This window comes from Arthrobacter sp. 05T410 (genome assembly GCF_056396505.1).
Genome location: NZ_JBFTLP010000028.1, coordinates 26,342 through 46,671, shown reverse-complemented (window position 1 = coordinate 46,671; position 20,330 = coordinate 26,342). Strand labels below are relative to the sequence as shown.

At 67.2% G+C, this 20,330-nt stretch carries 20 protein-coding genes and 1 pseudogene; 7 read left to right on the top strand and 14 right to left on the bottom strand.

Annotation, left to right across the window (positions count from 1 at the left end):
- Positions 1-309 precede the first annotated feature (309 nt).
- The 3 genes from rpsN to rpmB are packed head-to-tail and all read right to left on the bottom strand — an operon-like array spanning position 310 to position 1,023.
- Positions 310-615, bottom strand: coding sequence for a 30S ribosomal protein S14 (gene rpsN / locus AC1DFR_RS20680; protein ID WP_026266887.1), 306 nt, complete (start codon positions 613-615; stop codon positions 310-312).
- Positions 616-619: 4 nt separating this feature from the next.
- Positions 620-787, bottom strand: coding sequence for a 50S ribosomal protein L33 (gene rpmG / locus AC1DFR_RS20675; protein ID WP_003798558.1), 168 nt, complete (start codon positions 785-787; stop codon positions 620-622).
- The gene (gene rpmB, locus AC1DFR_RS20670; protein WP_011693744.1) at positions 787-1,023 is read right to left on the bottom strand and encodes a 50S ribosomal protein L28; all 237 of its coding nucleotides are present in this window, start codon (positions 1,021-1,023) and stop codon (positions 787-789) included. Before rpmB ends, rpmG begins: the two co-directional genes overlap by 1 nt.
- A gap of 501 nt (positions 1,024-1,524) precedes the next feature.
- On the opposite strand from rpmB, the gene AC1DFR_RS20665 reads away from it, so the two are divergent.
- From AC1DFR_RS20665 to AC1DFR_RS20655, 3 genes are read left to right on the top strand one after another with little or no spacing between them, the layout of a single operon-like run.
- A complete protein-coding gene (locus tag AC1DFR_RS20665; protein ID WP_476874347.1) occupies positions 1,525-2,967 on the top strand; it encodes a ferredoxin reductase family protein in 1,443 nt (480 codons plus the stop codon).
- The gene (locus AC1DFR_RS20660) at positions 2,964-3,479 is read left to right on the top strand and encodes an FMN-binding protein (protein ID WP_476851694.1); all 516 of its coding nucleotides are present in this window, start codon (positions 2,964-2,966) and stop codon (positions 3,477-3,479) included. Before AC1DFR_RS20665 ends, AC1DFR_RS20660 begins: the two co-directional genes overlap by 4 nt.
- Before the next feature lie 40 nt (positions 3,480-3,519).
- Positions 3,520-4,290, top strand: a complete 771-nt coding sequence (locus AC1DFR_RS20655; protein WP_476874349.1) for an FAD:protein FMN transferase — start codon at positions 3,520-3,522, stop codon at positions 4,288-4,290.
- 9 nt (positions 4,291-4,299) lie between these two features.
- Here AC1DFR_RS20655 and AC1DFR_RS20650 read toward each other — a convergent pair whose 3' ends face one another.
- Positions 4,300-5,061, bottom strand: a complete 762-nt coding sequence (locus AC1DFR_RS20650) for an SGNH/GDSL hydrolase family protein (protein WP_476851695.1) — start codon at positions 5,059-5,061, stop codon at positions 4,300-4,302.
- Between the two features lie 82 nt (positions 5,062-5,143).
- Complete coding sequence (locus AC1DFR_RS20645; RefSeq protein ID WP_223915074.1) at positions 5,144-5,623, bottom strand: MarR family winged helix-turn-helix transcriptional regulator; 480 nt, start codon at positions 5,621-5,623, stop codon at positions 5,144-5,146.
- Between the two features lie 103 nt (positions 5,624-5,726).
- Here AC1DFR_RS20645 and AC1DFR_RS20640 point away from each other — a divergent pair, with 103 nt between their 5' ends.
- Positions 5,727-6,014, top strand: a complete 288-nt coding sequence (locus tag AC1DFR_RS20640; protein WP_018776102.1) for a YciI family protein — start codon at positions 5,727-5,729, stop codon at positions 6,012-6,014.
- A gap of 10 nt (positions 6,015-6,024) precedes the next feature.
- Here the strand turns inward: AC1DFR_RS20640 and AC1DFR_RS20635 are convergent, their stop codons facing one another.
- From AC1DFR_RS20635 to AC1DFR_RS20610, 6 genes are all read right to left on the bottom strand, one after another.
- Positions 6,025-6,879: an SGNH/GDSL hydrolase family protein gene (locus AC1DFR_RS20635; RefSeq protein ID WP_476872324.1), complete on the bottom strand. Its 855-nt coding sequence runs from the start codon at positions 6,877-6,879 to the stop codon at positions 6,025-6,027.
- Between the two features lie 365 nt (positions 6,880-7,244).
- Positions 7,245-8,267 (bottom strand): siderophore-interacting protein, encoded by a 1,023-nt coding sequence (locus tag AC1DFR_RS20630; protein ID WP_476874346.1) that lies wholly within the window; start codon positions 8,265-8,267, stop codon positions 7,245-7,247.
- 119 nt (positions 8,268-8,386) lie between these two features.
- On the bottom strand, positions 8,387-9,217 hold the full coding sequence (locus tag AC1DFR_RS20625) for an ABC transporter ATP-binding protein (RefSeq protein WP_476874345.1): 831 nt from the start codon (positions 9,215-9,217) through the stop codon (positions 8,387-8,389).
- A 1-nt stretch (position 9,218) separates the two neighbouring features.
- Positions 9,219-10,256 (bottom strand): FecCD family ABC transporter permease, encoded by a 1,038-nt coding sequence (locus AC1DFR_RS20620; protein ID WP_476874348.1) that lies wholly within the window; start codon positions 10,254-10,256, stop codon positions 9,219-9,221.
- A 134-nt stretch (positions 10,257-10,390) separates the two neighbouring features.
- Positions 10,391-11,458, bottom strand: a complete 1,068-nt coding sequence (locus tag AC1DFR_RS20615; RefSeq protein WP_476874344.1) for a FecCD family ABC transporter permease — start codon at positions 11,456-11,458, stop codon at positions 10,391-10,393.
- A 9-nt stretch (positions 11,459-11,467) separates the two neighbouring features.
- The gene (locus tag AC1DFR_RS20610) at positions 11,468-12,577 is read right to left on the bottom strand and encodes an iron-siderophore ABC transporter substrate-binding protein (RefSeq protein ID WP_476874343.1); all 1,110 of its coding nucleotides are present in this window, start codon (positions 12,575-12,577) and stop codon (positions 11,468-11,470) included.
- A 253-nt stretch (positions 12,578-12,830) separates the two neighbouring features.
- On the opposite strand from AC1DFR_RS20610, the gene AC1DFR_RS20605 reads away from it, so the two are divergent.
- Positions 12,831-12,959 (top strand): hypothetical protein, encoded by a 129-nt coding sequence (locus AC1DFR_RS20605; protein WP_476851701.1) that lies wholly within the window; start codon positions 12,831-12,833, stop codon positions 12,957-12,959.
- Positions 12,960-13,078: 119 nt separating this feature from the next.
- Entirely contained in the window at positions 13,079-13,573 is a 495-nt protein-coding gene (locus AC1DFR_RS20600) for an FBP domain-containing protein (protein ID WP_476851702.1), read from the top strand.
- Between the two features lie 96 nt (positions 13,574-13,669).
- Here AC1DFR_RS20600 and AC1DFR_RS20595 read toward each other — a convergent pair whose 3' ends face one another.
- The 3 genes and pseudogenes from AC1DFR_RS20595 to AC1DFR_RS20585 all read right to left on the bottom strand — a co-directional run bounded on the left by AC1DFR_RS20595 (position 13,670) and on the right by AC1DFR_RS20585 (position 19,760).
- The gene (locus AC1DFR_RS20595) at positions 13,670-17,194 is read right to left on the bottom strand and encodes an ATP-binding protein (protein ID WP_476874342.1); all 3,525 of its coding nucleotides are present in this window, start codon (positions 17,192-17,194) and stop codon (positions 13,670-13,672) included.
- A gap of 212 nt (positions 17,195-17,406) precedes the next feature.
- A pseudogene (locus tag AC1DFR_RS20590) lies at positions 17,407-18,285 on the bottom strand (DUF4194 domain-containing protein); the annotation flags it as partial.
- Positions 18,286-18,287: 2 nt separating this feature from the next.
- Entirely contained in the window at positions 18,288-19,760 is a 1,473-nt protein-coding gene (locus AC1DFR_RS20585; protein WP_476874341.1) for a DUF3375 family protein, read from the bottom strand.
- Between the two features lie 164 nt (positions 19,761-19,924).
- On the opposite strand from AC1DFR_RS20585, the gene AC1DFR_RS20580 reads away from it, so the two are divergent.
- Positions 19,925-20,305 (top strand): PepSY domain-containing protein, encoded by a 381-nt coding sequence (locus tag AC1DFR_RS20580; protein WP_476874340.1) that lies wholly within the window; start codon positions 19,925-19,927, stop codon positions 20,303-20,305.
- Positions 20,306-20,330 lie beyond the last annotated feature (25 nt).

Genomic DNA, 20,330 nt, shown 5'->3' with positions numbered 1-20,330 from the left:
GGATTGGCCGCCTCCGGTTCCCAGCATTTCCGCTGGTCTCCCTCGCGGCGACTTAGAAAACAATACACCCACCACGCCCCCACCGCAACTCCACCCCCCACACCCACCCCACCACCCAAAAACCCCGCCACCACAACCCAAAACCACCCAACCAGGCCCGCCGGCGTCGTAAGCCAGCAGTGTGTGGTGCGTCACGGCCGAAGGGAACAGTGGGGGGCGTGAAGCCGCCAAGTCCTTAAAACGCGAGAAGGGCCGGCAACCAAATGGTTGCCGGCCCTTCTTCAAGCCACTGGCTTCTGGAGTGCTGAATTACCAGGAAGACTTCGTGATGCCCGGGAGCTCACCGCGGTGAGCCATGTCGCGGAAGCGAACACGGGAGATGCCGAACTTCTGGAAGGTACCGCGCGGACGGCCATCGATGATGTCGCGGTTACGCAGACGTACCGGCGAGGCGTTGCGGGGCAGCTTCTGCAGGCCGAGGCGAGCAGCTTCGCGTACTTCGTCGGTTGAGTTGGGATCAACCAGAGCCTTCTTCAGTTCGAGGCGCTTTGCAGCGTAACGCTCGACGATGACTTTACGCTGTTCGTTCTTAGCGATCATTGACTTCTTAGCCATGTGTTTAGCGCTCCTCTCGGAATTCGACGTGCTGGCGGATTTTGGGGTCGTACTTCTTCAGGACCAGACGGTCCGGGTCGTTACGACGGTTCTTGCGCGTCACGTAGGTGTAGCCCGTGCCTGCGGTCGACTTCAGCTTGATGATCGGACGTACGTCCTTATCCTTTGCCATTAGAGCTTCACTCCTCGTGCCAGGATGGCGGCGACGACTACGTCAATGCCGCGTACGTCGATGGTCTTGATGCCACGAGCAGAAACCTGCAGCGTGACATTACGGCGCAGGGACGGAACCCAGTAGCGCTTCTTCTGGATGTTCGGGTCGAACCGGCGCTTGTTGCGACGGTGCGAGTGCGAAATGCTGTGTCCAAAGCCCGGCTCGGCTCCGGTCACCTGGCAGTGTGCTGCCATGACGACTCTCCTCAAAAAATAAATGAAACGGCTAACGGAGTTCCCGTTGACCGCGCGTTGGGCGGCGTCCGCATCCGGCTCCATCCCCCAACCGTCGTTGTCCGCGGGATTCAGACGGCACAAACCGTCTGCTTCCTCACTGCGGCGAAGATTGTGGGCCACGGGCACCTGGCGCCGGCGATCTGTTGGACCGTCATTGCGAAGTGCCGGGATGCTGGGCGAATACAGGAATGCGCGCAACTTGAGCCCCTAACTACCGGCCTCCAGGACCGTCGATTTTTCAGACGGGTCCTGCCAACCGGAGCAATTGCGCACGCTCCGCGCCACCTAGCGCCTACCAAGTCTACGAGTTCGGCGATTTAAAGACCAATCCGGCGCTGAATGGTGTATGGGGCAGTGCCCCACAGCCAGTGCAGGCGTCGGGCCGGTGCCCTCCCAGGTCATATGCCCGACGAAGGCTTTTCACAGCGAAATGATAGGCAGGGGGGCAATTCTGGATCCATGAACACACAACTTCTGACGAACCGTCCCGGGATTCGCCGCAGCTCCGGCGGCGCTGTGAACCCCTTCAGGGCGCAGTACCGCCGGCGGTTGCTAAGAGCGGATCTGCTGACGGTCCTTTTCTGGACGTCGCTGGCCGGCGCGGTCGCCTTGTGGCTGGCCGACGGCGGAATGGCCGGCTTCTCGACTCCAGCCGGTTCCTTCACCGCGCTGGGGATTGTAGCCGGCCTCGCCGGCATGGACCTGGTGCTTCTCATGCTGCTGCTGGCGGCCCGAATCCCACTCATCGACCAGACAGTCGGCCACGACCGCGCCCTTGAGTTTCACCGCAAGCTGGGCAAACCGGCCCTGTACCTGCTGCTGGCCCACGGAGTCCTCATTGCGATCGGCTACGGCATGGCGGAAGGGCTGGACCCCGTCAGCGAGTCGGTTGCCCTCTGGGTCCTTGTGCCTGACATGTGGCTGGCCTACATTTCCATGCTCCTGTTCATCGCCGTCGTCGTCACCTCCCTGGTAGCCGTCCGACGTCGGTTCCCTTACGAATTCTGGTACGCCGTCCACCTCCTGACGTACGCGGCCGTCCTGACCTCTCTCCCCCACCAATTCAGCGTGGGCGCTCTCTTTGCCGAGGGAACCTGGCAGCGCTGGTACTGGCTGGCCCTCTGCATCGCGACCGGCGCCGCACTCCTCTACTACCGGGTGGTCCAGCCTGTGGTGGCAACATTCAGGCACCAGTTGACCGTCAAGCGTGTGGTGCGGGTGGCCCCCGGAGTGGTCAGCATTGAAATGTCCGGCCTTCGACTGGACGAGCTGGCGGGCAGTGGCGGCCGGTTCTTTATCTGGCGGTTCCTGGCTCCGGGCCTGTGGTGGCATCCGCATCCGTTCAGCCTGTCCGCCGAACCTGTCCACTTCGACGCCGCCGGCCAGGGCACGCTGAGGATCACTGTCCGCAACCTGGGCAAGGGGTCATCCCAGCTGGCGTCGCTGAAGCCCGGCACCAAAGTGGCAGTGGAGGGCCCGTACGGGCTGTTCAGCACGTCCGCGCGGAGCCGCACCCATGTGGTCATGGTGGGAGCCGGAATTGGCATCACGCCGGTTCGAGCCCTGCTGGAGAGCACGCCATTCCAGCCCGGCAACGCCACTGTCATCCTCCGCGGCCACAGCGAATCCGAGCTCTACCTGGGCGAGGAGATCCTCGATCTCTGCCGGCGCCGCGGCGCCACGCTCTTCCACTTGACCGGCTCCCGCCCGGCCGGCATCCAGACCTGGCTTCCGGAGCACGCCGCCCGTGCCGGCCACCGGCTTGCCAGTTATGACCCGAAGATCGCCGACGCCGACGTGTACGTCTGCGGCCCCTCCGCCTGGGCAGACAACGTGCTTGAAGACGCCCGCGCAGCCGGCGTCCGGGAAGACCAAATCCACTACGAAAGGTTCGACTGGTGAGAACCCGCGCAGCAGTTTCAGCCGCCCTGGCCTCCGCCGGCATCCTCATCGCCGGCTGGCAGTCCGGCGTCCATGTAGCCGATACCGGCAGCTCCGTCGCAAGCGCGGCCGCCGGGACCACCGGGTCCACGGGTTCGTCTGGCTCAAGCGGAACGTCCGGGTCCACGGGTTCGTCCGGCTCAAGCGGAACGTCCGGCGCGTCGGGTGCGGGCACCTCAGGGGCCTCGGCCAAGGCCGTAGGGACGTACCCTGGCTCGGTCGTCCAGACCCGGTTCGGCTCCGTGCAGGTGCAAATCACGGTTCAAGCCGGAAAGATCACCGACGTCACGGCGCTGCAGCTGACCGATGCTGAACGAAAGTCCGTGCAGATCAGCAACCGGGCCGCCCCGCTCCTGCGCGCCGAAGTGCTCCAATCCCAGTCCGCGGATGTGCAGACCATCAGTGGTGCCACGGTGACTTCCGAGGCGTACTTGAACTCCCTGCAGGCGGCCCTTGATGCAGCCAACCTCTGAGCTGGGCGGCTCTGCCCTGCGGGCCAGGACGTTTGGCTCGATGGGCACAGTCATCAGCCTGACCGTTCCAGCGGCCGCCGTCCCGGAAACTGCGGGCGGGGAGGGCGGGCTCTACGCCGCAAGCGCCGCCGTCGAGCGCGTCTTTGCCGGGTTGGACGAAACCTTCAGCCTGTACCGCCCCGATTCGGAGGCGAGCCGGCTGGCGCGCGGCGAGCTTTCCCTGCGGGACTCATCCGCCGCGATGCGGGACCGCTACGCGGAGGCGCTCGGCTGGCGGCTCAGGACGGAGGGCGCGTTCTCCCCGGAGCGGCCCGACGGTGTGCTGGACCTTTCGGGGCTTATCAAGGGCTACGCGATCGGGCAGGCCGGTGAGGCGTTGCGGAGCCGCGGGATCACCGACTGGTGCCTGAATGCCGGCGGCGACGTGTTGGTGATGGGCTCGCCCGTGCCGGGCAGCGGAACCGCGTGGGCGGCCGGCGTCGTTGACCCGCTGGATCGCTCGGCGCTGCTTGCCGCCTGCGAGCTGGGCGGACCTGGCCCCCGGTGCGCCCTTGCGACGTCGGGCTCAGCGGAGCGGGGTGACCATATCTGGGCAGCAGGAGCCGGAAGTCGGACCGCGGGCTCCTCCGGCGCCGGGTTCGCCCAGGTCTCCGTGGCCGCGGCAGACATTGTCACCGCCGATGTGCTCGCGACGGCGATCGTGGCCGGCGGGACCGCGATGCTGCACCGGGCCACGGACGGTTGGGAGATCGATGTCCTCGCCGTCCGCCGAAACGGGGAACTGCTCGCGACGCCGGGGTTCCGCGCCTAAGGTGCCGTTCTAGAGGTGGGTCAGCTGGCCGTACTTCGGCTCCAGGCCGTCGCCGGACGACTTGCCGGTGACGCGCCGGACAACCCACGGGCCGGCGAATTCGCGGACCCACCGGGCATTCGCGCGGAGGGCGTCCACCCGGCTCAGCTCGGGAACCGGCGTCATGGGCGGGACGTCAATCGAGTGCTCGTGTGCCAGCACCGTGAGGACGCGCTTGGCCATGTTCGCGTGGCCGGCGGCAGACATGTGCATCCGGTCCGTGGCCCACATGCCCCAGTCGTAGTACTCGCTGAAACGCCAGTAGTCGACCAGCAGGGCCCCGTGGTCCCCGGCGATGCCGCGAACCAGTTCGTTGTAGATGGCCGTACGGCCGCGCATGGTGCCGAAAATCTTGGAACCCCGCGCATCGAAGCCGGTGAACATCACCACGGTGGCGCCCGTGGCCGTGAGCTTGCGGATTCCGGCATCGTATTCGGCCAGCAGGTCATCGATGTCGACCTTGGGCCGGAGGATGTCGTTGGCGCCAGCGTAGATGCTGACCAGGGTGGGATTGAGGGCGACGGCGGCATCGACCTGTTCGGCCAGGATCTGGCGGAGTTTCCGTCCGCGGATGGCAAGATTCGCGTACCCGAAGCCGGGATCGGCGGCGCCAAGCCCCTCTGCCACCCGGTCCGCCCAGCCCCGGACACCGTTGGGCCGGGTAGGGTCGTCGTCGCCGACGCCTTCCGTAAAGGAGTCTCCAAGGGCTACATAGCGGGACGTGAAATCCATGGATCCAGTCTGCCAGCAGTTGCCGTGAGCAACAAAGACGGTGATGCCCGACGTCGGACTGCGGCGCCTTCGGCTGTCGCGCTTAGATGTCGCGCAGGATCCAGTGGTCGTCGTCGAGTCGGGCCACGATCTTTTCGCCGATCCGGGCCAGGTCCGCGACGTCCTCGGGGCTCAGGGCGTCGAGGAACAGTGAGCGGACCGCCTCGACATGCCCCGGGGCGAGTTTCACAATCGTCTGCATTCCGGCATCGGTCAGGTGGGCCGTGGTCACGCGGGCGTCGCCCGGGTGCGGCCTGCGCTCCAGCCAGCCGCGGTTCTGCAGCTTGGTGACCACATGCGAGAGCCGGGACAGGGAGGCGCTGGTGCGCGCGGCGAGCTCACTCATGGGCAGGAAGCGCCCTTCGGCCTCGGAAAGCATCGCCAGCACGTTGTAGTCGAACAGGGAAAGCTTGCCCGCGGCGTGGAGCTGGGTGTCCAGGGCGGCCGGCAGCATGGTGTTGATGCTGAGCTGGGCCAGCCAGGCCCGTCGTTCGTCGGCGTTGAGCCAGCGGGGTTCTGTCATGGCTACATTCTAGGAGACTGGAAGCTTGACGATTCAACTTCAGCGGGGGCAATTCCGGAAAACTTCCCGCCTGTCCGTGGCCAGCTACCGGTAGGCTGGCCGCATGTACGTAGTCTCCCTGACATACAAAGTCCCCGAGGACATTGTGGAGTTCCATCTTCCGGCGCACGTGACGTGGCTGCAGGCAGCCTTCGACGACGGCGTCTTCATGGTCGCGGGGCGCAAAATCCCCCGCACCGGCGGTCTGTTGCTCTCGAACGCGGACCGGGCCAGCCTTGACGCCGCCCTGGCCAAGGACCCGTTCTACGTCAACGGTGTGGCTGAATTCGAGGTCATGGAGTTCCACGCCAACAGGGTGGCTCCGGGCTACGAAAACCTGCTGGACAGCTGAGTCCCGGCGGCTACCCGGCGCCGGACTGGCCGCTGGCGCGCTGGTCGTACAGCAGTTTCTTCAGGCCGCCCTTGCGCGGGACCCGCACGGGTTCGGGCCAGCGCGGCCGGAGCTGATCGCCGAGGGTAACGCCGCGGAGCTTCCGCCCGAACAACGGCAATACCCAGTCGCGGACCCAGCGGCGCTGCCGGCGTTCCCACTCCCGCAGGCCCGGCTTCACGGGCGGTTCCCAATCCCTGGGTTTGATCTTGTGCGGCACGCCGAGGTGGTCCAGGACCTGTGAGGCGAGGTATTTGTGGCCTGCCTTGGACATATGCAGCCGGTCCGAATCCCACATCCGCGGGTCATGGAAGGCGTCGAAGCACCAGTAGTCCACCAGCACCGCGCCGTAGCGGCCGGCGATCTCGCGGACGCGCCGGTTATAGAAGGCGTTGCGTTTCTTCAGCGGCTCCAGCAGCGCCGAGACCTTGACGTCGAAGCCGGTGAAGAGCACCAGCGTTGCCCCCGTGCCGGCGAGCGCAGCCACCAGGGACTCGTAGTCCCGCATGAGGGCCCCGATGTCCGTGCCGAAATCCAGGATGTCGTTGCCGCCCGCGTAGAGCGTGACGAGGGTCGGCTCCATGGCCACGGCGGGACCGAGCTGTTCGCCGGCGATGTGACGCAGCCGTTTGCTGCGGATGGCCAGATTGGCGTACTCCCACCCCGGCTGCGCCTTGGCCAGCCTCTCCGCAACCCGGTCTGCCCAGCCCCGCACGCCGTTGGGGAAGCGGGGATCGTAGTCCCCCACGCCCTCGGTGAAGGAATCCCCCAAGGCAACAAAGACCCGCCGCCCACCCCGATCCGGAAGCAAAGGAACTGAACCCATCCGTCCAAACTAACCCCCGCAAAAAGCGGCCAGGGAAAGGGAGAGTTAACCCAAGATGACCGGCCGAGCGAGCCGCAACCGCAACCGCAACCGCAACCGGCGAGTGTCCTTAATGTCACCCGGGCCGCACTGAAGGTAACCCACCCCCAAGACCGCAATCGCCGCTTTGCAAAGGAGCGCATCGCCGACTAAGGCCGCCCGCGGCCGCAGGAGGTGTCTAAGCGACGGCAAAGCAGCGATTGCGGGCGAAGCCGCACAGCAACCTGCACACCGCGAGCGACGGCAAAGCAGCGGTGGCGGGCGTAAGCCCGGAAGGACCTGCGGGAGCGTCAGGGCAAGAACCGCAGGACCTGCGGGAGCGTCGGTTACAGCTCAGCTTTCCCCTGCCGCCAGTACCCCATGAACGCGACCTGTTTCCGGTCAATCCCCACGTCCCGCACCAAGTACCGCCGCAACTCCTTGACGGTGCCCGCTTCGCCGGCGATCCAGGCGTAGAACGGCAGTGCCCCGGCGGGCTTATCCGGGTTCTTGCCGGCTCCGATCATCGCGGCGTCCATCCGGGCGGGGGTCTCCCAGAGGATGTCCTGGTCCACGTTCACGTCATCGGGTTCGGGCCCTGCCCCGCCGCCGGCCGCAGAATCAGAGGGCGGCCGGAGGCCGACCCAGCCGGGTTCGGGAACAGCGGCGCGGACGGCTTCCTGCAGGAGTTCGCCATGCGGACGTGAGCGGCCGATCGAGGCGCCGCGTGCCAGCCAGGTGATTTCGACGTCGGCGTCGGACCTCAGATCCAGGAAGTCGCCGGGCTCGGGGACCTCAAGAAACGCATGTCCGCTGATGTACGACGGGAGGCTTTCCAGGATGGCGCTGATGGCCGGGACAGCGGTCTCGTCACCGGCAAGCAGTACGCGCTGGGCCAGGCCCGGCCGCCATTCGATGCCGGAGTAGGTCTCCGCCGTGACACAGTGCGCGGCCCGGTTGTTGGGTCCAATGAGGGTGAGGGCGTCGCCGGGCCTGGCGTTCAGCGCCCAGTTCGCGGCGGGTCCGCCGTTTCCGGCGGCGTCGAAGTGCATGACAAAGTCGACGTCGATCTCCGGATACACGGAGTCGAGGCGTTCCTGCCGCACCGTGTAGGTGCGCATGGAGCCACGGATCGCGGGATCCATGGCCAGCCATTCCTGGTACCAGCCGGACTGCTCCATGTGGAACACCGGCAGCGGCAGCTGGGTGCTGTCCTCGGCAAGGGACGGGATCATCAGCTTCACGCGCAGGTCCAGGGTTTCGCCGTGGACGCCGAAGCCACGCAGGGAGTACCCGCCGAAGGTGACCCGGCGGAAGTTGGGGCTGAGCTCCTGCACCGCGGCGACCGTCACGTCGAACGCCAGGGTCATTGGTTGGCTGGGCGGCTGGTTGCTTACCCCAGAGGGAGTACGGCGTATCCGCGACTGGCTGCTGCCTGCTGCAGTGCCGCCCGTTGCACTGCCGGCTGTTGCACTGCTGTTAACTGCCCTCATGGGACCAACTCCAGGGTTGCTGTTTCTGCTTTTGGGAACTCGGCGTGGTGCCGGCCGAGCGGGATGATCAGTGGCGTGCCGGAAATGGGGTCGGGCAGCACCCGCGAGTCCAGGCCGAAGACGTGTCGGACCAAGTCCTCGGTGACGACGTCGGTAGAGGTGCCCTCGGCCACGATCCTGCCGCCTTTCATGGCGATGACATGGTCCGCATACCGGGCCGCCAGGTTCAGGTCGTGCAGGACGATTGCCACGGTGGTGCCGCGGCGCCGGTTCAGGTCCGTGATCAGGTCCAGGACCTCCACCTGGTGGGCCAGATCCAGGTAGGTGGTTGGCTCGTCGAGCAGCAGAACGTCGGTTTCCTGGGCCAGCGCCATCGCGATCCAGACGCGCTGACGCTGCCCGCCCGAGAGTTCCTCGACGTTGCGTTCGGCGAGCTCCAGGGTTTCGGTGACTTCCAGCGCACGGTGCACAGCGAGATCGTCACCCGCGCTCCAGCTGCGGAAGAACCCCTGGTGCGGGTAGCGTCCGCGGCCCACGAGATCCCGGACCAGAATGCCGTCGGGGGCGGTGGGGTGCTGCGGGAGCAGGGCGAGGATGCGGGCGAGTTCCTTGGCCGGGCGGGAATGGATGTCCTTGCCGTCCAGGGTCACGGTGCCGCCGGCCGGCTTCAGCAGCCTGGACAGGCCGCGGAGGAGCGTGGATTTGCCGCAGGCGTTGGCGCCCACGATCATTGTCACCTTCCCCTCGGGAATCTCCGCCGTGAGGCCTTCCACCACCCGGCGCTGGTCGTACTGCAGCGTCAGGTCCTTGGCGTTGAGAACTGCCATGTCAGGCGTCCTTTCGGTTGGCCGTGACCAGGAGCCACAGCAGGAACGGTGCTCCCAGCGCGCCGGTGACCACACCGACGGGAAGGACGGTGCCGTCCAGCAGCAGGGGGGCGATGTTGGCGGCGAAGTAGTCGGCGGCCAGGACAATCAGGGCGCCGACGAACGCGCCGGCCGGAAGACTGGCCTTGCCCGTGAAGCGGCGCGCGATGGGGCCGGCCAGGAAGGCGACGAAGGCCACGGGCCCGGCGGCTGCAGTGGCGACGGCGGCGAGGGCGACGGCAACGGCCACCACGCCCAGCCGGGTGATGCCCACCCGGATGCCGAGCCCGGCGGCGGCGTCGTCTCCGAGTTCCAGGATCCGCAGCGGGCCGGCGAGGAGGGCGGCGGCGGGCACCAGGACCAGAAGCGCCAGGGCCAGCACTCCGGCACGGTCCCAGCTGGCGGAATTCAGGGATCCGTTCAGCCAGATCAGGGCCTCGGCCGCGGTGCGGATATCGGCCCGCGTCATGAGGAAGTTGACCACGGCGTTCAGTGCCGCGGCGATGCCGATGCCGGCCAGGATGAGCCGGCTTCCGGCTGCGTTGGCGTGATTGCCGCCGCCTGATCCGGGGGAACCGCTCCGCGAGATTGTGTAAATCAGGACGGCTACCGCCATGGCCCCGCACAGTGCCGCGCCGGACACCGCCGCTCCGGAGGCTCCGAAAACGACGATGGCGGTGACGGCGGCCGCGCTGGCCCCGTAGCTGATGCCGATCACGTCGGGACTGGCCAGTGGATTGCGCAGCATCGTCTGGAACAGGGCGCCCGAGAGCCCGAAGGCAATGCCGATCATGGTGCCGATGACTGCCCGCGGCAGCTTGGTTTCCATCACGATGAAGCTGGCGCCGGGGATCCTTTCGCCACCGGTGAGGTGCGCCGTGAGGATCCTGACGAAGTCCGGGACGGTGACGGTGTAGCTGCCCAGCAGGATGCTGACGGCGAAGAGCACAATGACGGCGAAGGCCAGCAGGGCCGTCCGGCTCATCAACACACGGCCCATCAGCACACGGACCATCAGCGCACTGCGCAGCGGCCCCACATTGGCGCGGACCGGGCCGGCGGGATCGGCCAGTTCGCGCTCCGCGGGTGCGTTCTCCCCCAGCTCGCGCCTGACGTTGGCGAGGTCTGCCTTGCTCACAGCGCTGCCCCCTTCCCGCGGCGGACCAGCCACACAAAGACAGGCGCACCCACCAGCGCCGTCATGATGCCCGCCGGGACTTCGCCGGGCAACAGAATGACACGGCCCGCCACGTCCGACAGCAGGAGCAGCACCGGTGCCAGGACCAGCGAGAACGGCAGGATCCAGCGGTAGTCCGGGCCGGTCAGGAAGCGGACGGCGTGCGGAACCACCAGGCCGACGAATCCGATCGGCCCGGCCAGCGCCGTGGCCGAGCCGCAGAGCAGCACAATGCCCAGCGCGGTGACGGCGCGGACCAGTCCGACGCGCTGGCCCAGGCCGCGGGCGATGTCATCCCCGAGGGCCAGGCTGTTAAGGATCCGTCCGGTGAACAGCACAATCAGCGCCCCGGCGGCCAGGAACGGCAGCCCGGGCAGCACCGCCGACCAGTCCCGGCCGGCGATCCCGCCGACCTGCCAGAAGCGGAACCGGTCCAGGGTGTCCTGGCTGGAGACCAGGACGACGTTCATCAGCGAATACAGCCCCGCGCTCAGGGCCGCGCCGGCCAGTGCCAGTTTGACCGGCGTCGCGCCTTCCGTGCCAAGTGACGCGATCAGGTAGACGACGACGGCGGCTGCCGCGGAGCCGATGAACGCGAACCAGATGTAGCCGGTCAGGGACGAGACGCCGAAGACGTAGATCCCGGTGACGACGGCGAGGGCCGAGCCGGCGTTGACACCGATGATCCCCGGGTCGGCGAGCGGGTTGCGGGCCACCCCCTGCATGGCCGCGCCGGCCAGTCCGAGGGCGCCGCCGGCGAGCAGGCCCAGCACGGTGCGGGGGATGCGGGCGTGGATGACGGCGTGGTCGCCGTCAGCGGGATCGTACTGCGTCAGGGCCTGCCAGACGGTGCCGAGCGGGACTCCGCGGGCACCCACAGCCAGGGACGCCGCGCAGACCAAGACAAGGACGACGACGGCGGCCAGCAGCCAGGCGGCCTGCTTGGCGGCGGCTTTCCTCCCGGCGGGGGCGACAGGTGCGCCGGGCACACTGCCGGCGGGCGCCGTCGCCGTACTGATTGTCATGGAAGCGTGTTACTTCGCTGCGGCGGCGACTTTGTCCGCGGCGCCGGCCAGCTGCGGCAGGAACGTGTCCAGGGACCACGGCAGGCTCAGCGGCGAGGAAGCGGAGATGGACAGGGTCAGCGTGTTGTTCGAGTCGGCAACCAGCGCGCCGGTCTTGACGGCCGGGATCTGGCCCAGCAGCGGGTCAGCCTTGATGGAGTCGGTGGTGGCGGCATCCGGCACCCAGGTCACGAAGATGTCCGAGGTGAGTTCGTTGGCCTTTTCGGCGGACCACGGGATGAAGAATTCCTTGGAGCCCTTGGAGTTGTCCTCGACAACGGATGCGAGCTTCATGCCGATTTCGTTGAGGAAGCGGGGACGGTTGTCGTTGGCGGTGTAGACGTTGACGCCGTCGCTCTTGTCCGGTTCCAGGTTGCCGTAGATGAAGGACTTGCCGGCGATCTGGGGGTACTTGGAGACCTTGTCCTTGATCGTGGCCTCGGTGTCGGAGACCAGCTTGGCGGCTTCGACTTCCTTGCCAAGGGCCTTGCCGATGATGGCGGTGGAGTCCTGCCACGGCGTGCCGTAGGCCAGCTCCGGGTGCGCCACGACGGGGGCGATCTCGCTGAGCTTCTTGTAGTCCTCCTCCGTTAGGCCGGAGTAGGCGCCGAGGATGACGTCAGGGTTCAGCTTGGCGATCTCGGTGAAGTTGATGCCGTCACCCTCGGAGAACTGGACGGGAGCCTTCGCGGAACCGAACCCGGCGCCGAGCTCTTCCAGTGCGGCGTCCTTCCACGGTGTGGAGCCCTTGTCGTTACCGCCCCATTCGTTCTTAGGCACGCCCACGGGAACCACGCCGAGGGCGATCGCGACGTCGTCGTTGACCCAGGAAACGGTGACTACGCGCTTGGGCTGTTCCTTGATGGTGGTCTCGCCGAAGACGTGCTTGATGGTCACCGGGAAGACGGTGCTGGCCGGCTGGGAGGGAGCGTCCGCCGCCGCCGAGCCGGCAGGTCCGGTAGAGCAGGCGGTCAGGGTCAGCGCGACGGCGGCCAGGAGGGCTGCGGCCCGCCCTGCGCTCTTGCGGAGGCGGCGGCCGGCGGGGCGGCCGCCTGAACGGGTGAAAAGGGCGGAAGCCACGGAACTCCTTAGGTAAGTGATGCAAACCTAAGTAAGGCTAGCCTATCCTTTGTAGAATTAAGAAAGGTTTGAGTAACGTAATTGTCTCAATTGCCCTTTGAAGTGCACCGGAGCATCGATGCGCCCCTCGTTGCACTACTCAAGGCCCAGCCGCCGGGTGCGGAATGCGAACTGGACACGAATCCCGGGCTTTGCAAGGATGGGCTCGCCGGATAATCGGAACCGGTGATGTGTTGGGACGGGGGAAGTGGGCATGGACATCGCGACGATGACTGTTGCCACGGTCAGCGGGGTGGCCGCTGTGGCCTGCTACGCGCCCGCGCTCCTGCCAGCCCCGCCCGCGCAGGCCCTTCCCGCGAAGTCCCGGACCAGCACGGACTAGTCCCGCGAGACGCCTTGCCCCACACCGGAGTTGCAGGCTGGCAGTCTTCTGCCCACAATCCGCCTGGCGCGCCGCGCGCCCGTCTGGCCGGAGCCATCCGATTTTCGAAAGTGTCCGTCATGCAAAAATTCACGGCGCAGCAGATCCGCTCGTCCTTCATCAACGCGAGCCGCTCAGAAGCCGCCAAACTCAATCTGCCCAAGAGCTTCGACACCCTGGATTGGGAAGCATTGGACTTCCTGGCCTGGCGGGACGCGAAGATGCCCCTCCGCGGCTATCTCGTGGTGCAGGGGCCGAAGGGTCCCACCGGCATCATGCTCCGGGCCCCTGAAGGCGGGGCCAAGAAGAACCGTTCCGTGCTCTGCGAGCTGTGCCGGGACGTGTTCTCCAAGGACGACGTCCTGCTGTGGGTGGCCAAGCGCGCCGGGCAGTCCGGCCGCAACGGCAACACGCTGGGCACCTTGATCTGCGCCGATTTCCTGTGCTGCCGCAATGTCAGGGTGGAGCCTGCGGCCAACGAGATCAACCCGGACCCGGCCGCGGTCGTGCTGCGGCAGATCGAAGGGCTGGTGGCCCGCACGGCCCAGTTCGTGGAGCGCGTCCAAGGCAATTAGCCCCGACACAAGCAACGCGGGGTCTCTTACGGCCCATTACGGTGGCGTTTATGGGCCGTAAATGACCCCGCGTTGCTTCAAGGGAGAGGGGTGCGGTCAGCGCAGGACGATGTCCACGGGGTTCGCCTCGGAGCGCCAAGTGCCCTCCGTGCCCGGACGTGCGGCGATCACCGGAGCCGTCAGGACACCGGAACGGTTGGTGCGCTTGTCCCGGAGGATCTCCGTCACCGAGCCAAGGTGCCGGGAAAGGTCGATGACGTTCTCCGGCGCGGCCAGCAGGAGCTGGAAGCCGAACTCATGCAGCGCCTTGATGCCCGCGCCGGCGAATTCCTCCGAGGCGAGCACGAAGGCCTCGTCCATCATGACCGTGCCGTACGTGGTGAAGCCCTGCTCGGCGATGCCCAGCTGGTAGCTCAGCGCCGCCGCCATGATGAATGCGGTGAAGCGCTGCCGCTCGCCACCGGACATGGAGCCGGTGTCCGCGTGCATGTAGACCTCGGTCTTCTTCGCGCCCTTCGCTGCCCCCTTGGCGCCGGCAACCTGGACTTCGCGGTGTTCCTTGCACTGGATGAACAGGTGGCCGCGGACGTCCAGCACTTCGGCCCGCCAGCGGCGGTCCTCCGGGGTCTGCGAGCCGAGCCGCTTAACGAGCGTTTCGAGCGACTTGTAGCGGGTGGTGAGCTCGGCGTCGTCGCCCCCCTCCGCTCCGGACGCTGCAGCGGACGCCGCAGCGGACGCTACAGTGACTGCCTTGCCGGGCCGGGTGTGCCGGACCTTGAGCGCGTTCTGGATGGCGTCCTTGAACTGCTTCGCCGTCGCCGGCAGCGTCTGCTTGATGTCGAGTTCCAGGAAGCTGCCCTCGTGGAAGTTGACCTCGGACAGGATCCCGTTCAGCGGAAGGATGCGGCTCGTGATGGCGCGCCGCTCCTCGTCGAGCAGGTGCAGCAGGGTGGAAAAGGATTCGTGCGTCCGCTGGTTGAAGAACTGCCGGAACTCGGCCTCCTGGGCGGGCAGCCCGTCGCTGACAATCGCGTGGTAGCGGGATTCGAACTCCCCCGCGGCGCCGATCGAGGTGCCGTGGTCCGCGGATATCGCCGTGCCCCACTCCCGGACGAAACCCTCGAAAATGCGGGTGAGGCGCTCCGAGGTGGCCTGCCCGCGGGACTCGGCGACGTGCAGTTCGGCCAGGAGCCTGGTGCGGACCTGGTTGGCGAGGTTGTCGAGTTCGTGCATCTCCAGGACGTCACCGAAGCCGGTGAAGTACGGTTCCAGCGCGGCGACGCCGGCGTCCGACGGCGGTGCCTGCGCCAGCCGGGTGCGTGCGGCATCGAGCAGCGCACCAGCGGCGGTGATGCGCGCATCGAGGGCCTTGTACTCGCTTTGCAGCACGGCCGCGGATTCGGTGCTGGACTGGTGCTTGTGCCGCGCGGCTTCGATGCTGGCGCGGAGCGGTTCGAGGTCGGCCTGTGCGGCGAGGGCGTCCTTGAGGCGCTTCTCGATCCGGGCGAGCTCCTCGCCGGCCACGGCGGCCGACACCTGTTCCCAGGGCCGGTGGTCCTCGGCCACCCGGCGCAAGGCTTCAAGCTGCCGGGTCATGCCTTGGTGCGACTCTTCCCGGCTTTGCGCCAGCTCGGCGGCCTTGGCCAGCTCCTGCTGCAGGTCCTCAACCTGGGCCGCCACCAGTTCGAGCTTGGCGGCATTGTCGAACCCGAGGACGTAGTCCTGGCGGGATGTGAAGCGGTCATCCTTTTCCACTGTGTGGCGGTTGCGCTTGACCACACCGCCCAGGCTCAGGCCCTTGTCCAGGCCGGCGAGCTCGTCCGGGTTTTCCACACACGGGTAGGCGAAGTCGAGGGCAATCCGTTCGCGGAGCCAGGCGCTGGACTGCGCAAGCGCCTGGGCGTGTGGCCCGGCCGGCAGCCCGGCATCGGTGAGGAAACTGAGCTTGGTCAGCAGGTCGCGATCGGCCACGTCCTCGACGGCCAGCGCGCCGCCGGCCAGGGGCCGGGAGACGTCCACGGCACGCAGCGCCCCGCGCACGGAATGGTCGTTGAGGTAACGGGTGACTGCCGCGAAGTGCTCGCCCGGGACCAGCAGCGTGGTGGCCAGGCTCCGCAGCGCGCGCTCGGCAGCCGGGCGCCACTGTTCCTGGCCCTCGGCAAGGTCGATCAGCTCGCCGCCGAAAGGCATCTGCTCCTCGGGCACGCCCGTGGCAGCGGCAATGGCGCTCCGGTTTTCAATGCTCGACGGCGGCAGCAACGATTTGCGCGTCTTCAGCGAGACGAGCTCCTGCTGGGCCGCGGCGAGTTCGCGCTTCCGGGTGGCGTGGCCATCAAAGGCTTCGAAGCGCAGTTCCTTGAGCGCCTCGGAATCGTCCTGGAGCTCAGCCGAGCGTGCCGCGGCGTGCTCGTGGGCCTGATCCCAGCCGGCGGCCGACCACTGCAGTTCCAGCCCGGCGTCGGTCAGCGCCTTGCGGGTCGATGCCTCGACTTCCTGCCGGAGCTTGAGCCCCACCCGGGCGTTCTCCAGGGACTGCTCGATCGCGGAAATCGCGTTGCCGCCCTGGTTGTTGTACTCGCCCTCCAGCTGGCGCAGTTCCTTGGCGAAGCCGTCACGGACAGCGCGTTCGGCGGCCAGGTCCGTGGCCTTCGCCTGGGCCAGCTCCTTCAGCCGCGCCAGGGTCTTCTCGTGGACTGTGACCGCGAGCTGCTGCCTGTAAGCCTCGAATTCCTCACCTGTTAGGTCCCGCAGCCGGTTCGCGTCCAGGAGCGCCTGCGCGTATTCCTTATTCAGCCCGGGGACGGGGGCCAGCTGGTCGCGCTGCTGCCGGACGTCCTCGAGGCGCTGCCGGATGGACATGAGGTTGCTGAATTCCTCGACGACGTCATCCGCCGCGGCCAGCGTGGCAGGGGCATCGAGGACCTGGTCGCGGAAGAAGGTGTTGACGCTGCCCCCGAGACCCTTGCCGGCCTGGATAACGCGCAGCAGCGGAAGGGCCTGATCCGAATTGATGCCGAGAAGCCGGCGGAATCGTTCGGCGAAGGCCTTGTGGACGTCGAAGATCTGGGCGTCCGGGAAGATCGCGTCCAGCGCAGACTTGGTGAACCGCTTCTCCGCGATGCCCTCGATCGCCGCGAGGTCCAGCGGCTTGTTATCGATCACGTAGTACCGGCCGACGCTGGATTCCGTGCCGTTCTTGGGCAGGTCGAAAAGCGCCGAAACCGTCACCCGCGTGCCGGCGGCGTTGTCGAACGTCAGCGCGACGGCGGACCAGGTCGCGCCGGGGCGCTGGAACGCACTCGCCGAGCCCTCTCCCACGGCCTTGTCGCCTACCTTGCCGCGCATGTACGTGAACGTGGTGCGCTTGTCCTCGACAGCGCCGCCTGCCCGCTGTGCAGCCGCTTCGTTGGAGCGGGGACGGGCGTCGAAGACCCGAAGCATGGCATCGAACAGCGTGGACTTTCCGACGCCCGAATTGCCGGTCAGCAGTGTGCCGTTGCGGTCCACGTGCATCGTGTGGGCGCCATGGAATGTGCCCCAGTTGACCACCTGGACCAGGGCCAGGCGCATCTGGCCGGGGTTCGTGAGCTCACCCATGGGCAGCATGGTTGCGATGCTCACTTGGTCTCCTCGGCTTCTTCAGTGTGGCTGGGTGACGACGACGGCGATGCCGCCCCCGCCCCTGCGACGCGCAGCTGATCTTCGATCAGCTCAGCGCGCGGCTCCGACAGGCCCGATGCCACTCCCGGGGCGGCATCGCCGTCGTCGTTGTACGGGTCACCGTGGGCGTCCGCAGCGACTGCGGTGCCGCTGTTCACGTCACGTTCGGCGACGGCATCGCCGTCGTCGTCCGGGTCTTCCTCCGCGTTTGCCGAGGTGTCTGTGTCGAGCTCCAGGAGCGGCTCCGTTCCCGACTGGTCTGTGCTGGCTGCCACCAGGGCTTCGATTTGGGCCGGGATGTCGCCGATGTTTTCGAACGGCAGGGCCAGCGGGAGGGCGTTGGAGATGGTGTAGACCTCGTCCAGGCCCGTGGCGAGCAGGAGCTGGCGGGCCAGGAGCTTGGTGATGGCGCGATTGACGACGTCGGCATCGCGCAGGGCGTCCTGCTGGCCGGTGGGCTGGTAGTGGGCGACGAGTTCGGCGATTTCCTCGCGCGTGATCGTCGGGTCCGTCTGGGCGGTGACGTGCCGGTCCAGGAGCAGGCGCAGGCGGAGCAGGACGATGGTCTCGACCCGGCTCAGGGCACGCTGCTGGCGCAGGATACTGGAACGCGTACTGCCGCCGATCGCCTCGGGGTCAACCGGGCGCAGGACGGCGACCTTACGCCCGTGGTCCAGTTGCAGCGTGAGGAAGAGTTCGGAGAGGCGGCTGCGCAGGATCAGCTGGTTGTCCAGGAGCGTGGTCCACAGCTTTTCGTCGCGGCCGCCGTCGATGTAGGGGCCCTTGAGCAGCTTCACGAGCGCCTGCCGCACCTTCATGGGCAGTACGCCGGTGTCGCCCGGGAAGAGTGCGGCGCCGTCGACAAACGTGTCCCGGGGGGTGACGATGAAGGGGTCGCTGCGGACGTGGGCGCCATCGCTGTCCGCAGGCGCAGACTCGGGCGCGGACTGCGGGTCCGCCGCCGCGGTCTCTGCCAGGGTCTCGGTCGCGGTCTCTGCCGTGGTTTCTGTCGTGGTCTCGGTCAGGGTCTCGGTCACAGTCTCTTCAGTCATGGTCAATCCTTCGCGAGCGTGACGACGGGCAGGTAAGCGGTGCGGGTGGTGCCGTCGATTTGTTCGAATTCGATGGGGCCCCAGGTCCCCCGGTCGAAGCCGGCACCTTCGTGGAGGGTCTGCGACAACAGGGCCCGGATGGAGTTGATGTGGCGTTCCTCTGCCGGCAGCTGCGCCCAGGCCTCGGTAAGGGTTGAGGCCCCCGCGAGCGCGGCGCGGATGGCCTCCGGCTTGGCCTTGGCGGTCCGGGGCGAGCGCGCCCGGTCCGAGTCGGAGAACGCGATGGGGTCGGCCAGCTTGGGTGGAGCCGCGAATTCGTCAGGGTCGAAGAGCTTGACCATGGCCAGGGACTCGAAACCGGCGCTGAACAGCACCGGGCCGCGGACCAGGCCGGGCCGTTCGCGCTCGTACGGCAGGGTGCGGATCGCCTGCTCAGCCTCGCGCAGGACCTTCCGGAGCCGGACCGACTGCCGGAAGTCGTCACTTTGGACGTAGGTGTTGAGGCTCTCGCTGAGCTTGCCGTAGATCCGCTGGATCTGGCTGTGCTGGGTGCGGAGTTCGGCCACAAGGTTCTTGAGCGTCTCGCGTTCATCGTGGCTGAGCTCGTCCGCGAACTGCCGGCTCAGGACTTCGCCGATCGCCGACCGGAACCTCAGCTGCTGTTGCGGGTCCTCCAGGAACGCGGTGAAGGAGCGGAACGTCCGGCCTTCGGGGCTCTGCCGCAGCCGCTTGTCGGCCTCGAGCACCTGGGCCATGGTGGCGCCCTTGCTGAGCGATTCCTCGATGATCTGGTTGCGCAGCTCCCCCACGAGCTCTTCGATCCGGTCACGCATCTTCTTGTAGTCCGCGGGCAGGCTGGCCGCGAGATCGAGGATGTTGCCTGCCGCCTCCACGGCCTCGTCGTCGTCGAGCAGCCCGTCGAAATCGCCGGAGCTGATGTCTTCCATCAGCTGGCGGCGCTCGTCGATCTCCTCTTCGAGGGATTCAATGCGTGCGCTCTGGTCCGGGTTGGTCTCGTTTGCGAGCTTCTCGACGTCGCCCAGCAGTGTGCCGAGCCGGGAGCCGTTCAGCGTGGACCGCTCGCTGGAGAGGCTGTCCAGGAAAGCCAGGACGCGGGCAGCAGGCTCCGTGACTTCGTAAACGATCTGGCCCGACTGGTTCCGGCGGGTCAGGAAGTTCTTGCGGGTCCATTCGTCCGCGTATTTCTTTCCGGAAAGTGTGCCGTTGGCCGAGCCGCTGTGATGCTCTCCCGTGCCGGGGGCCTGCCGGCGGAGCTGCTCGAGGAAGGCGTCGACGTCGGCGTGGAACTGTTCCAGCGGCAGCTGCGCGCGCGTGCGGGTGAAGGAAGCCTGGAGCACGGCGATCACCCAAGGCGCCGAACGCGTCAGCGCCCAGGCAGGTCCCTTGGTAAGGAGCTCAAGGTCCCGGAGCCGGGTGCTGATGGCGTCGGCTGATGACACGGCGGAACGGGACACGCGCTCTCCTTCGGCTGCCAGGGGATGGTTTGGGGTGGCGTTGCGGGGCAGCGGATTCTAAAAACTGCCAGCTACAAGGTTAACGCAGGGCCCCGTCCGCATTCATCGTTGTCTGCGCCCCTATGTCGGCGCACACTGGAATGACCAGCCGAAGGGAGACGATCATGCGCAAGAGAACGATCTGGATCACGGGGGCGGCCTCTGCAGCGGTGGTGCTGGGGGGAGCGTCAATTGCGGTCGGGGCCACCCAGGCCAGGGATGTCTGGTCCGGAAGTGCGGGCGCCCTCACCGCCAAGATCGGGAACTTCGAGATCGGTGACGATTCCGATGGGCCGGCGCTCAGTGACGCCGACCGTGCCATGGCAACACAGGCCGCGTTGGCGAAGGTGGGCCAGGGCAGCGTCACCGAAGTGGAGCGCGATGACGACTCCGGCGCGGCCTACGAGGTCGAGGTACGCCTCAACGACGGGTCCCAGGTCGAAGTCGCCCTCGGCGCGGACTTCCGGGTCATGAGCCAGAGCGCCCCTGAACACGACGAAGACTGACACCGGGCAGCCTCCCGGCACTGAC